The following is a 14,487-nucleotide window of genomic DNA, read 5'->3' on the forward strand; positions in this document are numbered from 1 at the left end:
TCTCCCACGGCCTGCTGTGCGATCATCCAGGGCCAGATCCCCCTGCACAACGCTCCCCTCGCCCTCCTCCATGCTGAAACGGATCCGACGCTGGCTGGGGCTGGAACGCAATCCGGCCGAAGTTCCCGCTGCACAGTGGGACAGGGTCGAGCGCGGTCTGCCCTTTCTCGATTTTCTGACCCCGCCCGAGCGCATCCGCCTGCGCGCCCTGGCGCTCGAGTTCCTTGCGTCGAAGGAATTTCATGGCGCGCGCGGCCTGCACCTGGACGACGACATCCTGTTGTCGATCGCGCTCCAGGCCTGCCTGCTGGTGCTCGACATCGGCCTCGAGGCATACGCTGGCTGGGTCGGCATCGTCGTCTACCCTGGCGATTTCGTCATCCCGCGGCGCGAGTTCGACGAAGCCGGCGTGGTCCACGAATACGAGGACGAGGTGCTGGGCGAAGCCTGGGAGGGCGGACCGGTATTGGTGGCCTGGTTCGACGAGGGCGCCCACCCGCCCGGAGTGAACGTCGTCATCCACGAGTTCGCCCACAAGCTCGACATGGAAAACGGCGGCGTCGACGGGCTCCCCCGCCTGCGCGCCGGCATGTCGCGCAGCGCCTGGGCGGCGGCGTTCAGCGAGGCCTTCGATGCCTTCCGCGCCGAAGTCGACCGCGGTGCGCAGACCGTGATCGATCCCTATGCGGCCGAAGATCCGGGCGAATTCTTCGCCGTGGTCACGGAAACCTTCTTCGAATCCCCGCACCACCTGCGCGCGCGCTTTCCCGCCATCTACGAGCAATTACGCCGGTTCTACGGGCTCGATCCGGCCGCCGCGGCACGATCCCCGCCCGAAGACCGGACATGAACCCGCGCGAAGTGCCTGCCGACGAGAATGTTCTGATTTTTCCGTCGATTGCATTCCCGACCAGCAAAAACCGATCCCACCATGCGGCAACAATTGCAATTGGCAGAGTGCAGGCGAATGGCTAAGCTGAAAGTGCTGCGACTTCCGGCACACCACCGCCACATTGTCGTGGTGATGCGTTTTTTCTAGCAATGGAGGGTGTCACATGGCCATAACCTGGATTTTGGTTGCCAACGCCAGCCTGGCGAAACTCTATGCGAACCTCGGCCCCAACAAGGGGCTGACGCTGGTGAAGGAACTGATCCATCCCGAGAGCAGACAGAAAAACGCCGACCTCGTCACCGACCGTTCCGGCGCCATGGCAGCGAATGGTTCGGGTGGCGGATCGATGCAGCCGCAGACCCTGCCCAAGCAGCACGAAGCCAAGGTATTCGCCCAACAGATCGCCCAGGAGCTGTACCAGGGACGCGCGGCCAACGCGTTCCGGCGCGCGATCCTGGTCGCTCCGCCGGCCTTCATGGGCATGCTGAATACGGTCATCGACGGTCCAACCGCGCAGTTGATCACCGACCGTTTCGAAAAGGACTACACCAAGACCCCCGAGAGCGAGCTCGGCGATCGGCTCGGTTCGGCGATCCTGCTCTGAGCCATGCGACGATTCAGGGCCTCGCGGCCCGTTTTGCAGGAGGAAGCGTTTGACCCTATCGATCAGGATGCACTCTTCGCGCTGACTGAAGCACTTTCATGACCATGATGTCTCCACCCAGGAGACCGGGCTGTTCGCAGAACAAGTCCAGAACAGGCGGGGCGCTGTGCGCCCCGTTTTCCTTTTGGTGCGTCCTTTGACACGTCCCGCTGGCGCGGTCTTTCATTTTCGGGCCAGGACTGTGGGAATTCTTCATTTCCCGGCCAACGGCCAGGACCCCAGCACGCGATAAGTCGCCACACCCACGCCGCGCACCGACTCCAGCAAGGCGAAAGCGGAGACGGGCCAGCGCACGGCGGCAGGCCCGGTCGCCGGCGGCGCGCTGCGCGCATTGCGCAGCAGGGTGACATGGGGCGAAAAGGGGCGTGCTTCGAGTGCGAAGCCTTCCGCCTCGAGCTCCGCATCGAGATCCCCGGCCAGCGCCGACAGCGCCGCCGGCACCTCTTGCGGCGCCAGCCACACGATGCGCTGGCCGTGCCAGCTTCCCACCCGGTCCAGTTCCAGGACGAAGGGCGAACCTTCGATCCGTGCGGCCGCACGCGACAGCCGGTCGAGCGCCGCGTTCGGGACTTCCCCCAGAAAGGCGAGTGTCAGGTGCAAGGTGTCGCGCCGCATCAAACGCCCGCCACAGGCCGACCATAGCCCGCGGGCGGTTTCGTGGAGAGCGGCCGCGATCGTGTGATCGGGCCACAGCGCGAAGAACACCCGCCGACGGGGCGGGGCGGAGGCGAGCAAGAGCGGCCCGGCCATCGTCCGTCCGTTCAGGCCGCGCCCGTGCGTGCGAGCAGAGCGACCACCTGGGCCGCGATGCCTTCCCCACGGCCGGTGAAGCCGAGCTTTTCGGTCGTCTTGCCCTTGATGTTGATGGCCGCGGCATCGATTCCAAGGTCGGCCGCGATGTTGGCCACCATCTCCGGCGCGTGCGGCAGGATGCGCGGCGCCTTGCAGATCACCGTGGCGTCGATATTGACGACCGCCCAACCGGCCGCGCGCACGCGGGCGAACGCTTCGCGCAGCAGCACCCGGCTGTCGGCCCCGGCATGGGCCGGATCGGTGTCGGGAAAGAGGCGGCCGATATCACCCAGGCCGGCTGCGCCGAGCAGGGCATCGGTGAGCGCATGCAACAGCACGTCGGCGTCGGAATGCCCCAGCAGACCGTAGGCGAAAGGAATCGTCACCCCGCCGATGATCAGCGGGCGCCCCGGAACCAGGGCATGGACATCGAAGCCCTGGCCGATACGGAAAGGAAAATTCATCGCGTCACCCCCGACGGTGCTGGAGGATCCATTCGGCCAGATGAAGGTCGAGCGGATAGGTTACTTTCAGGTTGGTCGCATCGCCCTGCACCAGGCGCGGACGCAGCCCGGCCATCTCGATCGCGCTCGCTTCGTCGGTGACTTCGCTGGCCATCTCCAAGGCGCGGCGCAGCATCACGTAACGGAACATCTGCGGCGTCTGCGCCTGCCACAGGCTGTCGCGCGGCACGGTTTGGGCGACATGCCGATGCTCGTCGGCGCGCTTGAGAGTGTCGGCGACCGGCACCGCCAGCAATCCGCCGACCTCATCCTGGGCCAGTTCGCGCACCAGCTTGTCGATGTGCCAAGGGGCCAGGCAAGGGCGCGCCGCATCATGGACCAGCACCCAGTCGCTCTGCGCCGCTTCGCCGGCGATCGCCCGCAGACCGCCGAGCACGCTGTCGGCGCGCGTCGCCCCACCGCAGAACAGCGGCACCAGCTTGGAGCCCAGCGCGCTCCAGTCGTGCCGTGCCCACTCGGCGTCATCGACCGAGAGCACGACGAACACCCGCTCGATCGCCGGCGCGGCGCACAGCGTGGCAAGGGCATGGTGGATCAATGGCCGACCGAGCAGAGGCAGATATTGCTTGGGGCGCGCCGCGCCCATGCGCGAACCGCTGCCGGCCGCCGGGACGATGGCGAAGTGACGGGGATGGAAGGTCTGCATGGCCCGATTCTAGCCGGGCAGCGCGCACCGCGGCAGTTCCCCGCGCCGCCTTCCCATGCCACCTCTCCCGGCGCACGCAGCGCTCCGCCCGGTCGCACCACGTACAATGGCGCTGGGGTGCCGGCTCCCGACGCGGAACCTGCATCCCGCAAGCACCATCCTATAATTGCATCGTCGTTTCCCCCGAAGACTTGAAGGCAGGGACTTCACATATGGCTGCCGCTTCGATTCGCCCGGCCGCGGTCGCCGGGCTGTTTTATCCGCGCGACGAGCGCGTGTTGCGCACCCAGCTCGCCGAACTGCTGGCCACCGCAGTGCCGCTCGAAGCCGCGCCCATCCCCAAGGCGCTCATCGTCCCCCATGCCGGCTACATCTATTCGGGAGCGGTGGCGGCGAGCGCCTACACCTCGCTCGCTCCGCTGCGCGAGCGCATCCGGCGCGTGGTCCTGCTCGGCCCCACGCATCGCATGGCGGTACGCGGCTTCGCCCTCCCCGCAGCCCAGGTTTTCGCCACCCCGCTGGGCGAAGCGCCCCTGTCCCAAGCGGACTGGCTGGCGCTGCAGGCCAGAGCGGACGTGCATGTCGATGACCGCCCCCATGCCCTCGAGCACTGCCTCGAAGTACAGCTCCCCTTCCTCCAGGTGATGCTCGAGCGCTTCGAGATCGTCCCCCTGCTGGTCGGCGACGCCCCCGCCGCGGCGGTCGCGGAACTGCTCGAGGCCCTGTGGGGCGGGCCGGAAACCCTGATCGTCGTCAGCTCGGACCTGTCTCATTACCACCCGTACCGCGAGGCCCAGTGGACCGACCGGGCCACCGTCGAAGCGGTCCTCACCCTGCGCGACGGCATCGATCACGAGCAGGCGTGCGGCGCCACCCCGATCAACGGCCTGCTGCTTGCCGCCCGCCGTCATCACCTCCATCCACAGCTGCTCGACCTGCGCAATTCCGGCGACACTGCCGGCGACCGTGCGCGGGTCGTCGGCTACACCAGCATCGCTTTTTCCGACACGGAGTTCCCCGACCATGCCCGACACTGACCTCGGCCCCCTCCTGCTCAAGCTCGCCCGCGCGGCGATCGCCCATCATCTGGGCCTCGCTCCGGCGCCCGAGGTGCCGCAAGACGCCCGCCTGCACGAGCGCGGCGCGTCCTTCATCACCTTGCTGCAGGACGGCCGGCTGCGCGGCTGCATCGGCAGCCTGCGTCGCTCGCACCCGCTGGGGGAGGATGTCATGACCAACGCCGTCGCCGCCGCCAGCAAGGATTCACGTTTTCCGCCGCTCACCGGCGAGGAGCTGGGCGGGATTTCGATCGAAGTCTCGGTGCTGTCCGAGCCCGAATTCATCGACTTTTTCGGCGAGGAAGAGCTGCTCGCCCAGTTGCGTCCTTTCGAAGACGGCCTGATCCTGTTCTCGGGCTGCAGCAGCGCCACCTTCCTGCCCCAGGTGTGGGAGCAGCTTCCCGAGCCGCGCGCCTTCCTCAACGCGCTCAAGCACAAGGCCGGCCTGCCCACCAACCGCGAGGTGGTCGAACTGATGGCCGCCCGCTACCACGTGCAGAAATGGAAGGAGAGCGAGCAGGCCCACTCCTGACCTTGCACCACGCCTGACCGCCCTCGCCAGTCCCCACCCGAGCTGGAGCGCCCACCATGAACACCGCCCCGTCACCGGCCACCGCGGCCGACAGCCGCCATCCCGCCCGCTACTGGCATGCGCTCGACGACGGGCGCTACCAGTGCGACCTGTGCCCGCGCTTCTGCAAGCTGCATCCCGGTCAGCGTGGCGCCTGCTTCGTGCGCATGCGCGAAGGCGACGACATGCTGCTGACCACCTACGGACGCAGCTCGGGTTTCTGCATCGACCCGATCGAGAAGAAACCGCTGAATCACTTCTACCCGGGCAGCAGCGTGTTCTCCTTCGGTACCGCCGGCTGCAACCTGGCGTGCAAGTTCTGCCAGAACTGGGACATTTCCAAGTCGCGCGACATGGACACGCTGATGGACGCTGCCTCGCCGCAGGAAATCGTCGCCACCGCGCAGCACTGGGGCTGTCACAGCGTCGCCTTCACCTACAACGACCCGGTGGTTTTCGCCGAGTACGCGATCGATGTCGCCGACGCCTGCCACCGCGCGGGGCTGAAGACGGTGGCGGTCACCGCCGGCTACATCACCGAGCTCGCGCGCCACGACTTCTTTTCACGGATGGACGCGGCCAACGTCGACCTGAAAGGCTTCACCGAAGACTTCTACGTGAAACTGTGCGGCGCCCACCTCCAGCCGGTACTCGACACCCTGCTCTGGCTGCGGCACGAAACCGAGGTCTGGGTCGAGCTCACCACCTTGCTGATTCCCGGCCACAACGACTCGGACGAAGAACTCACCGCCTTGTCGAACTGGGTACGCAAGGAACTCGGCGCCGACGTACCGCTGCACTTCAGCGCCTTCCATCCCGATTTCAAGATGGACGACCTGCCGCCCACGCCGCCCGCCACCTTGCGCCGCGCGCGGCGCATCGCGCTCGATAGCGGCCTGCAGCACGTCTATACCGGTAACGTGCACGACATTGACGGCGACACCACGCGCTGCACCGGCTGCGGCGAAGCGCTGATCGTGCGCGACTGGTACGAGATCCGCAGCTACCACCTCGACGCCCGGGGCGCCTGCCCGCACTGCGGCACCGTGCTCGCGGGGCGCTTCGGTCCAAGCGGCGCCGCAATCGGCAAGGCCTTCGGCGCGCGGCGGATTCCGGTCGCGATTCACCGCCATGCCTGAGCCGCGCCCGCTGCCGGCAGCGCGCGGCCCCGGCGCCCGGCGCTGACCGCGCCCCCTCCACGCACCCTCCTCCACGCACCCTCCTCCGCGCGGCCGCACCGGGTGCGGCAACCCGGCAAGCCCGGTGCGGCCGGGCGCACGGGCACGGTTTGCGGGATAATCGCCCCCTCGCCAAGGCCGCGCGCCGCCGGCGAGCGCTTCTTCCGCCGCAGATACACGCTCCCAATGCCAAGTCCGCTCGACACCCTGCTCACCCATCTCGCCACCCTGCCCCTACCCAGAGCCGGCGCCCGCCTGGCGTTGCCGCCACTGGCCGGCTCCGCCGACGCGCTCGCGATCGCCCAGCTCGCCGGCCGCGGCCGCATGCTGCTGGTGATCACCGCCAATCCGCTCGACGCCCAGCGCCTGGTGGATGAAATCGCCTGGATCGCACCGGCCTTGCGCCTGCACCTGCTGCCGGACTGGGAAACCCTGCCTTACGACAGCTTCTCGCCGCATCAGGATCTCATCTCCGAACGCCTCGCCACCTTGTATGCGCTCAGCCGCGGCGAAGCCGATATCGTGCTCGTGCCCGCGTCCACCGCGCTCTACCGGATGGCGCCACCGAGCTATCTTGCCGCCTACACTTTCTTCCTCAAGCAGGGCGAGCGCCTCGACGCGGAGCGGTTCAAGACCCAGATGGCACTGGCCGGCTACGCCCACGTCACCCAGGTGGTCAGCCCCGGTGAATTCTCGGTGCGCGGCGGGCTCGTTGACCTGTTCCCGATGGGCTCTCCACTGCCTTTCCGCATCGACCTCTTCGACGACGAAGTCGAGAGCATCAAGACCTTCGACCCCGACACCCAGCGCACCGTCTATCCGACGAAGGAAATCCGCCTGCTGCCGGCGCGCGAATTCCCCCTCGACGATGCCGGGCGCACCCGCTTTCGCAGCCGCTTCCGCGAGACCTTCGAGGGCGACCCGACGCGCGCCTCGATCTACAAGGATATTTCCGGCGGCATCGCTCCCGCCGGCATCGAGTACTACCTGCCGCTGTTCTTCGACGATACCGCGACCCTGCTCGACTACCTGCCCGCCGACACCCCGGTGCTGCTGCACCGCGACGTCCCCACGGCGATCGCCGAATTCTGGCGCGACACCCGCTCGCGCCACGACCTGCTCAAAGGCGACCGCAGCCGCCCGGTGCTGCCGCCCGAGCAGCTTTTTCTCAGCGACGAAGCCTTCTTCACCGCGCTCAAGCGCCGCCCGCGCCTGGACATCGGCGCCGAGCCCGACCCCGCTCGCAACGCCGGAGCAGGCGGCGGCACACCCGCGGGCGAAGCGGCGGGCAAGGTGGACAGCGCCGGTCGCGATGCCGCCGCGCTCGCCCTGCCCGCACCCGAAGTCGCCGTCGAGCGCAAGTCCTCCGACCCGCTGCACAGGCTCAAGGCCTTCATCGACGGTTTCATCGACGACGCCGGCGGCCGCATCCTGCTCCTCGCCGACTCGCCCGGCCGGCGCGAAACGATGGCCGAGTTCTTCGCCGAATACGGCGTGAAGCCCGAGCCGACGGTCGATTTCGCGGCCTTCCTCGCCGCCGCCAGCCCGGTGGCGCTCGGCGTCGCCCCGCTCGCCCGCGGCTTCGTGCTGCCGGCGGCCAGGCTGGCGGTGCTGACCGAGGCCGAACTCTACGCTGCCACCGCCCGCAGCCGCAGCCGCCGCGACAGCCGCAAGGCGGCGACCATGGAAGGCTGGCTGCGCGATCTGTCCGAGCTGAAGATCGGCGACCCGGTGGTGCACGTGTCGCACGGCATCGGCCGCTACCTCGGGCTGATCCACATGAACCTCGGCGAAGGCCGGGTTGAGCAAACGAGCGAGTTCCTCCATCTGGAATACAACGGCGGCGACAAGCTCTACGTGCCGGTGGCGCAACTGCACGTGATCACCCGCTACGCCGGCGCCGACCCGGAAGGCGTGGAACTGCACCGCCTCGGCTCGGGCCAGTGGGAAAAGGCGAAGAAAAAAGCCGCGATGCAGGTGCGCGACACCGCCGCCGAGCTGCTCGCGCTCTACGCCCAGCGCGCCGCGCGCCCCGGGCACCGCTTCGATTTCACCCAGCACGACCTGGAAGCCTTCGCCGAAGGCTTCGGCTTCGAGACCACGCCCGACCAGCAGGCGGCGATCGACGCCGTGGTCACCGACATGAAATCAGGCCGGCCGATGGACCGCCTGGTATGCGGCGACGTCGGCTTCGGCAAGACCGAAGTGGCGCTGCGCGCAGCCTTCATCGCGGTAGCCGACGGCCGCCAGGTGGTGGTGCTGTGCCCGACCACCCTGCTCGCCGAACAGCACTACCAGACCTTCGCCGACCGCTTCGCCGACTGGCCGATCAAGATCGCCGAACTGTCGCGCTTCAAGTCCGCCAAGGAGCAGGCCGAGTCGCTCCGGCTGCTCGGCGAAGGCAAGGTGGACATCGTCATCGGCACCCACCGCCTGATCCAGAAGGACGTCAAGTTCAAGCGCCTCGGGCTGGTGATCATCGACGAGGAACACCGTTTCGGCGTGCGCCAGAAGGAAGCGCTGAAAGCGCTGCGTTCCGAAGTCGACGTCCTGACCCTCACCGCCACCCCGATCCCGCGCACGCTCGGCCTGGCGATGGAAGGCCTGCGCGAGTTCTCGGTGATCGCCACCGCGCCGCAAAAGCGCCTGGCGATCAAGACCTTCGTCCAGCCTTCGAGCCGCGGCGCGATCCGCGAGGCGGTGCTGCGCGAATTCAAGCGCGGCGGCCAGGTGTATTTCCTGCACAACGAGGTCGACACCATCGACAACATGCGCGACGACCTCGAAGAGCTGCTGCCCGAGGCGCGCATCGTCGTCGGTCACGGCCAGCTGCCCGAGCGCGAACTCGAGCGCGTGATGCGCGAATTCACCCAGCAGCGCGCCAACCTGCTGCTGTGCACCACCATCATCGAGACCGGCATCAACATCCCCACCGCCAACACTATCATCATCAACCGCGCCGACCGCTTCGGCCTCGCCCAGTTGCACCAGCTGCGCGGCCGCGTCGGCCGCAGTCACCACCAGGCCTACGCCTACCTGCTGACCCAGCCCGGCGCCAAACCGACGCCGCAGGCGCAAAAGCGCCTGGAGGCGATCGCGCTGATGGACGAGCTCGGCTCGGGCTTTTACCTTGCCATGCACGACCTCGAGATCCGCGGCGCCGGCGAAGTCCTGGGCGAGAACCAGTCGGGCGAAATCCAGCAGGTCGGCTTCAGCCTGTACACCGAGATGCTCAAGCGCGCGGTCCGGGACCTGCAGGCCGGCCGCGAGCCCGACCTGTCCCAGCCGCTGGAGGTCGTCTCCGAGATCAACCTGCACACGCCCGCGCTGCTGCCCACCGACTACTGCCCCGACGTCCAGGAGCGGCTCACGCTCTACAAGCGCCTGGCCAACTGCGAGACGGAAGAGGATCTGCGCGCGCTGCAGGAAGAGCTGATCGACCGCTTCGGCGAACTGCCGGCGCAAACCGTCGCCCTGATCGAGACCCACCGCCTGCGGATGATGGTCAAGGCGTTCGGCGTGCATAAGCTCGATGCTTCCGAGGCCCAGATCAGCGTGCAGTTCGCCCCGGATGCGCCGATCGACCCGGTGAAGGTGATCTTCCTGATCCAGAAGGACCGCGACACCAGGATGGCCGGCCCGGAAAAACTCGTCCGCCGCACCAACCTGCCCGACCTGAAAGAGCGGGTCAAAGCGGTGCGCAACCTGCTCGAAGCCGTCCGAACTTGATGAATTCACGTTCACCGAATCCCTGCAGCCCCGTATCATTGCGAAAACCCGCGAGTAACCGCCCATGATGTCCGTTTATCGAAAACCTCCGCAGGCCTTCCCCGCCGAAAGCGCATTCTTCAGGCTGCCGGGCGCCTTGCTGATGGTTCTCGACGAGAACTGGGTGATCCAGATGATGAGCGAATCATGGCGGGAAGTGCTCGGCCTCGGCCAGGACGAATTGCGCTGGCGTCCGTTCATCGAGGTCGTGCACGAACTCGACCGCGAGGACATGATCGACCGCCTGTGCCGCATCGGCGACGAATTGTCGACGGTGCGCTTTTCGTGCCGCTGCCGCAGAAGCGACGGCACCTATGTCGGCCTGGCGTGGAGCGTCAGCTTCGACCCCGACCACATGCTGTTCTACGCTTCGGCGCACGAGACCGGGGTGAACCTGTCGGAGCACGAAGCCCGGCTGCCGGAAGTCTTCATCGACGGCCTGACCGGCCTGCCCAACCGCGGCCTGTTCCTCGACCGCGTCAATCACGCGATGCAGCGCGCCCAGCGCAACAATCAGCTCCAGTTCGCCGTCATCCACTGCGGCATCGACCGCTTCAGCGTCATCAACCACAGCCTCGGCAACCGCATCGGCGATCTGCTGCTGATCGAGATCGCCAACCTGCTGCGCCGCTCCACCCGGCCGACCGACATGATCGCGCGCCTCGGCGGCGACGAGTTCGGCATCCTGCTCGAAGACATCAAGGACCCCACCTCCCCGGTGCGGGTCATCAAGCGCCTGCAGGAAAGCTGCGTCCTGCCTTTCCATCTGCACGAACATGAAGTGTTCGCCAGCATGTCAGCGGGAATGACGATGAACAATTCCCACTACGACCATCCTGACGTCATGCTCCGCGACGCCAGCCTGGCGATGAACCGGGCCAAGACCCAGGGCGGCGGCGGTTATGCGATGTTCGACCGCGGGATGCACGAAGAAGCCTTGCGCCGGCTCGACCTCGAACTCGATCTGCGCCGCGCGCTCGAGCGCAATCAATTCGAAGCCTATTACCAGCCGATCGTGCGTCTGCGCGACACCCGGCTGGTCGGCTTCGAAGCGCTGGTGCGCTGGAACCACCCCGAGCGCGGCCTCATCCCCCCCGCCGAATTCATCCCCCTGGCCGAAGACAGCGGCCTGATCGTCCCCATCGGGCGCTGGATGCTCGACACCGCGTGCGCCCAGATGCGCCGCTGGCAGCTCGCCTTCCCGCGCCGCCCGGCGTTGACCGTCAGCGTCAACCTGTCCGCACGCCAGCTCACCCACCCCGAGCTGCTGCCGGAGATCCGCCGCACCCTGCGCGAGAGCGGACTTTCCCCGCGCCACCTGAAGCTCGAAATCACCGAAAGCGCGGCAATGGAAGACGGCGAGCGCGCGATCGAGCTGATGAGCGCCCTCAAGCGCACCCGACTCAAACTGATGCTGGACGACTTCGGCACCGGTTACTCCTCGCTGTCCTACCTGCACCGCCTGCCGATCGACACCCTGAAGGTCGACCGCTCGTTCATCCGCCACGTTCACGACCGGGCGGCCGACCGCAGCTTCGTCGAAACCATCCTCAACCTCGCCCACAAGCTGGGCCGCGAGGTCGTCTGCGAGGGCGTCGAGCTCCCCGCCCAGGAAGCGCTGCTGCGCGGGCTGGGGGCCGAATTCGCCCAGGGTTTCCTGTACTCGCGTCCGGTCACCGCCGCCCAGGCCGAAATGCTGATCATCGACGACCTGGAAAACCCCGGCCGCCTGCTGCGCGACATCGCCCCCGCGCCCGGCCCGCAAACGGCGGACACCCCGACCCGCGCCCACTGACGGCGTCCCTGCCGAGCCTGCGCGCCATGCTCATCAACTGCACCGCCTACCAGCACGGACGCAAGCTCGCAGACATCCCGGTCGCGGCGATCAGCGACTACCTGCAGCGCGCCGACACCTTCATCTGGGTCGCGCTCAAGGACCCGACGGCCGAGGAACTCGCGCAGATGAAAGCGGAGTTCGCCCTCCACGAACTCGCCGTCGAGGACGCCCATCACGGCCATCAGCGCCCGAAGGTCGAGGAATACGAGAACGAGCTGTTCGCGGTGATGCACCTCATCGAGGACAAGGACAACGTCCTCGACGTCGGCGAAGTGCACGTGTTCGTCGGCGCCAACTACATCCTGTCGGTGCGCAACCGCAGCGAGCGCGGCTTTCTCGACGTGCGCCGCCGTTGCGAGCGCGAGCCGAAAATGCTCGCGAAAGGCGCGGGCTACGTGTTCTACGCCTTGATGGACGCCGTCGTCGATCGCTACTTTCCGGTCATCGAAGGCCTCGAATCTGAGCTCGAAGCGCTCGAAGAACGCATTTTCACCAGGGGCGCGGCGCACTCCAGCATCCGCCGACTGTACCGCCTGAAACGCAAGGTCACCCTCCTCAAGCACGCGGTGACGCCGCTGATGGAAGCCGCCGGCAAGCTGCACAGCGGCCGCGTGCCCGAAGTCTGCGCCAACAGCCGGCACTACTTCCGCGACGTGTACGACCACCTGACCCGGCTCAACGCCTCGCTCGACAGCATCCGCGACACCATCGTCACCGCGATCCAGGTCAACCTGTCGATGGTCGCCATCGACCAGACCGAGATCGCCAAGCGGCTCGCCGCCTGGGCCGGGATCTTCGCCGTCGCCACCGCCTTCGCCGGCATCTGGGGCATGAATTTCGCCCACATGCCCGAGCTCGAGTGGCAGTACGGCTACCCCTTCGGCATCGCCGTGATCGCAGGCACGAGCGCCTTCCTGTGGTGGCGCTTCAGGAAAGCGAAATGGCTGTGATGTTTCCGGCGAGGCCGACGGCCGAGTGCCGCCGGCGGCGGACACGGTAGAAGTCGGCCATTATGCATAGCCGCAGTGTCATGAACAGCGGTGCAAACGGCCGGAAGCGATCGGTCGACGCCCGATCCAGATAGCGGCCATCCGGGCGAAACGATGTGCTATATGCCTACGTTCCACATGAATCAGATTACCCCGCCGTGCCGCCGCCTGCTGTTTTTTCTGTCTTGTTATTTTGCCTTGAGCGCAGTTCCTGCATATAAACAGTAACTTGCAGAACAAGCTATCCGGTATTCCGACGTTATGCGGCAGAACTGTCGCCCTAAAACAAAGTTAGGCAATTCAAAATGTCGTTCGCCAAAGAACTAGCGCAATCAGCCCGGTCACATACAGTGTAAGCGCTCCACGAACCCCATTCTTACGTAGCTCCGTGTGAGCCCGCATGCTTCGGCTTCCGTTTCTCAGGGAGCACGAGCATGTCGGAGCGCAGCAAGTTCTGGTTGTCGCACCTGTCGGCGATCGAGGCCGAGGGCATCACGACGAAGGCCTACGCTGAGCGTGAGGGGTTGTCGCCGCAGGCGCTTTACCAGTGGCGCAAGCGCCTGGTGGCCGGCGGTCGTCCCAGCCGCGCCAAGCTTGGCGGATTCATCCCGATCCAGATCGAGCCTTCGGTGACGGCCCGCACGGGCTGCACGGTGCTCATCGACGCACAACTGCGACTCGAATGCGCGACGCTACCCAGCGCCGACTGGCTGGCCGCACTATCGGCAGCGCTTTCCGAGCGAGGGCGCTGATGCATCCGGGGCACTCGATTGGTGCAGTGTATCTGTACCGGCCTGCGATCGACTTCCGCAAATCCATCGGTGGCCTGTCGGCGCTGGTCGAGCAGGAACTGGGACTGAACCTGTTCGGTGACGCGCTGTACCTGTTCATCAACCGCCGCCGCGACAAGCTCAAGGCGCTGTACTGGCACCGCAACGGCTTCTGCCTCTGGTACAAGCGACTCGAAGCCGAGCGCTTCGCCTGGCCGGCGGCCGAGGCGAGCCAGCCCACCTGCACGCTCACGATGAAGGAGCTCGAGTGGCTGCTCGAGGGCTTCGATCTGTGGGCGTCGAAACCGCATAAAACGCTTCATTACCAATCAGTTACGTAGCTTGATCGAGTATAATCACGGCATGCCGCAACGTACCGCCGCCCCTCGTTCGAACCCCGCCGTCGGCGTGCGCGCATCCGTCCTCCCCGCGCAGTTGCCCGACGATCCAGCGACGCTCAAAGCTTTGCTGCTGGCCCAGCAGCGTGCCTTCGAGACGCAACTCGCCGCCCAAACTGCAGCCCAGTTCGAGATGCTTCGGCTCGAGCAGGAAGCCGCCATCAAGACGCGCGAGGCCGAACTCCAGAAAGCCTTCTATACCCGCGAAGTCGAACTTCAGAAAGCGTTCGATGCCCGCGAGGCCGAACTGCAAAAAGGCTTCGAGGCACGCATCCTCGAGCTCTACGAGCAGCTGCGCCTGGCGCGTCGGCGCATGTTCGGGCCCAGCAGCGAATCGCACGCGGGCCAGGGCTGGCTCTTCGACGAGGCCGAAGCGCTGGCCGCATCCGCAACCGAGGCG

General features: G+C 66.7%; 14 protein-coding genes and 1 pseudogene. 12 read left to right on the plus strand and 3 right to left on the minus strand.

The window, feature by feature from the left end:
• The first annotated feature begins 70 nt into the window (after nt 1-70).
• The 3 genes from MXC99_RS11185 (at nt 71) to MXC99_RS11190 (ending at nt 1,496) form a co-directional block, all read left to right on the plus strand.
• A complete protein-coding gene (locus MXC99_RS11185) occupies nt 71-850 on the plus strand; it encodes a zinc-dependent peptidase (protein WP_247725532.1) in 780 nt (259 codons plus the stop codon).
• Nucleotides 847-975 carry a hypothetical protein gene (locus MXC99_RS16955; RefSeq protein ID WP_282100150.1) on the plus strand — a complete coding sequence of 43 codons (129 nt, stop codon included), beginning with the start codon at nt 847-849 and terminating at the stop codon, nt 973-975. Before MXC99_RS11185 ends, MXC99_RS16955 begins: the two co-directional genes overlap by 4 nt.
• Before the next feature lie 80 nt (nt 976-1,055).
• Complete coding sequence (locus tag MXC99_RS11190; RefSeq protein WP_247725533.1) at nt 1,056-1,496, plus strand: host attachment protein; 441 nt, start codon at nt 1,056-1,058, stop codon at nt 1,494-1,496.
• 252 nt (nt 1,497-1,748) lie between these two features.
• Here the strand turns inward: MXC99_RS11190 and thpR are convergent, their stop codons facing one another.
• From thpR to ispD, 3 genes are read right to left on the minus strand one after another with little or no spacing between them, the layout of a single operon-like run.
• Nucleotides 1,749-2,306 (minus strand): RNA 2',3'-cyclic phosphodiesterase, encoded by a 558-nt coding sequence (thpR, locus tag MXC99_RS11195; RefSeq protein WP_247725534.1) that lies wholly within the window; start codon nt 2,304-2,306, stop codon nt 1,749-1,751.
• Nucleotides 2,307-2,317: 11 nt separating this feature from the next.
• Nucleotides 2,318-2,812, minus strand: coding sequence for a 2-C-methyl-D-erythritol 2,4-cyclodiphosphate synthase (gene ispF, locus MXC99_RS11200; protein WP_247725535.1), 495 nt, complete (start codon nt 2,810-2,812; stop codon nt 2,318-2,320).
• A 4-nt stretch (nt 2,813-2,816) separates the two neighbouring features.
• Nucleotides 2,817-3,518, minus strand: coding sequence for a 2-C-methyl-D-erythritol 4-phosphate cytidylyltransferase (gene ispD / locus MXC99_RS11205; RefSeq protein ID WP_247725536.1), 702 nt, complete (start codon nt 3,516-3,518; stop codon nt 2,817-2,819).
• Nucleotides 3,519-3,730: 212 nt separating this feature from the next.
• Here ispD and amrB point away from each other — a divergent pair, with 212 nt between their 5' ends.
• The 9 genes and pseudogenes from amrB to MXC99_RS11250 all read left to right on the plus strand — a co-directional run.
• Complete coding sequence (gene amrB / locus MXC99_RS11210) at nt 3,731-4,555, plus strand: AmmeMemoRadiSam system protein B (protein WP_247725537.1); 825 nt, start codon at nt 3,731-3,733, stop codon at nt 4,553-4,555.
• Nucleotides 4,542-5,108 (plus strand): AmmeMemoRadiSam system protein A, encoded by a 567-nt coding sequence (amrA, locus tag MXC99_RS11215; protein ID WP_247725538.1) that lies wholly within the window; start codon nt 4,542-4,544, stop codon nt 5,106-5,108. The genes amrB and amrA overlap by 14 nt, the downstream gene beginning before the upstream one ends.
• Before the next feature lie 56 nt (nt 5,109-5,164).
• Nucleotides 5,165-6,286 carry an AmmeMemoRadiSam system radical SAM enzyme gene (gene amrS, locus MXC99_RS11220; RefSeq protein WP_247725539.1) on the plus strand — a complete coding sequence of 374 codons (1,122 nt, stop codon included), beginning with the start codon at nt 5,165-5,167 and terminating at the stop codon, nt 6,284-6,286.
• 225 nt (nt 6,287-6,511) lie between these two features.
• A complete protein-coding gene (gene mfd, locus MXC99_RS11225) occupies nt 6,512-10,054 on the plus strand; it encodes a transcription-repair coupling factor (protein ID WP_247725540.1) in 3,543 nt (1,180 codons plus the stop codon).
• A gap of 64 nt (nt 10,055-10,118) precedes the next feature.
• A complete protein-coding gene (locus MXC99_RS11230; RefSeq protein ID WP_247725541.1) occupies nt 10,119-11,888 on the plus strand; it encodes a putative bifunctional diguanylate cyclase/phosphodiesterase in 1,770 nt (589 codons plus the stop codon).
• A gap of 26 nt (nt 11,889-11,914) precedes the next feature.
• Nucleotides 11,915-12,880 carry a magnesium/cobalt transporter CorA gene (gene corA / locus MXC99_RS11235; RefSeq protein ID WP_247725542.1) on the plus strand — a complete coding sequence of 322 codons (966 nt, stop codon included), beginning with the start codon at nt 11,915-11,917 and terminating at the stop codon, nt 12,878-12,880.
• Nucleotides 12,881-13,353: 473 nt separating this feature from the next.
• Complete coding sequence (tnpA, locus tag MXC99_RS11240) at nt 13,354-13,671, plus strand: IS66 family insertion sequence element accessory protein TnpA (protein ID WP_247725543.1); 318 nt, start codon at nt 13,354-13,356, stop codon at nt 13,669-13,671.
• Entirely contained in the window at nt 13,671-14,030 is a 360-nt protein-coding gene (tnpB, locus tag MXC99_RS11245) for an IS66 family insertion sequence element accessory protein TnpB (protein ID WP_247725544.1), read from the plus strand. Before tnpA ends, tnpB begins: the two co-directional genes overlap by 1 nt.
• Nucleotides 14,031-14,052: 22 nt before the next feature.
• Nucleotides 14,053-14,487, plus strand: a pseudogene (locus MXC99_RS11250) (IS66 family transposase); the annotation flags it as partial.

Source organism: Thauera aromatica, assembly GCF_023093595.1.
Lineage (GTDB): Bacteria > Pseudomonadota > Gammaproteobacteria > Burkholderiales > Rhodocyclaceae > Thauera > Thauera aromatica_A.

Excerpts from the sequence above, each read along its gene's own strand:
- amrS (WP_247725539.1), top strand. The coding sequence starts at position 5,165 with ATGAACACCGCCCCGTCACCGGCCACCGCGGCCGACAGCCGCCATCCC.
- amrB (WP_247725537.1), top strand. The coding sequence starts at position 3,731 with ATGGCTGCCGCTTCGATTCGCCCGGCCGCGGTCGCCGGGCTGTTTTAT.
- corA (WP_247725542.1), top strand. The coding sequence starts at position 11,915 with ATGCTCATCAACTGCACCGCCTACCAGCACGGACGCAAGCTCGCAGAC.
- amrA (WP_247725538.1), top strand. The coding sequence starts at position 4,542 with ATGCCCGACACTGACCTCGGCCCCCTCCTGCTCAAGCTCGCCCGCGCG.
- MXC99_RS11230 (WP_247725541.1), top strand. The coding sequence starts at position 10,119 with ATGATGTCCGTTTATCGAAAACCTCCGCAGGCCTTCCCCGCCGAAAGC.
- thpR (WP_247725534.1), bottom strand. The coding sequence starts at position 2,306 with ATGGCCGGGCCGCTCTTGCTCGCCTCCGCCCCGCCCCGTCGGCGGGTG.
- tnpA (WP_247725543.1), top strand. The coding sequence starts at position 13,354 with ATGTCGGAGCGCAGCAAGTTCTGGTTGTCGCACCTGTCGGCGATCGAG.
- ispF (WP_247725535.1), bottom strand. The coding sequence starts at position 2,812 with ATGAATTTTCCTTTCCGTATCGGCCAGGGCTTCGATGTCCATGCCCTG.
- ispD (WP_247725536.1), bottom strand. The coding sequence starts at position 3,518 with ATGCAGACCTTCCATCCCCGTCACTTCGCCATCGTCCCGGCGGCCGGC.
- mfd (WP_247725540.1), top strand. The coding sequence starts at position 6,512 with ATGCCAAGTCCGCTCGACACCCTGCTCACCCATCTCGCCACCCTGCCC.
- MXC99_RS16955 (WP_282100150.1), top strand. The coding sequence starts at position 847 with ATGAACCCGCGCGAAGTGCCTGCCGACGAGAATGTTCTGATTTTTCCG.
- MXC99_RS11185 (WP_247725532.1), top strand. The coding sequence starts at position 71 with ATGCTGAAACGGATCCGACGCTGGCTGGGGCTGGAACGCAATCCGGCC.
- tnpB (WP_247725544.1), top strand. The coding sequence starts at position 13,671 with ATGCATCCGGGGCACTCGATTGGTGCAGTGTATCTGTACCGGCCTGCG.
- MXC99_RS11190 (WP_247725533.1), top strand. The coding sequence starts at position 1,056 with ATGGCCATAACCTGGATTTTGGTTGCCAACGCCAGCCTGGCGAAACTC.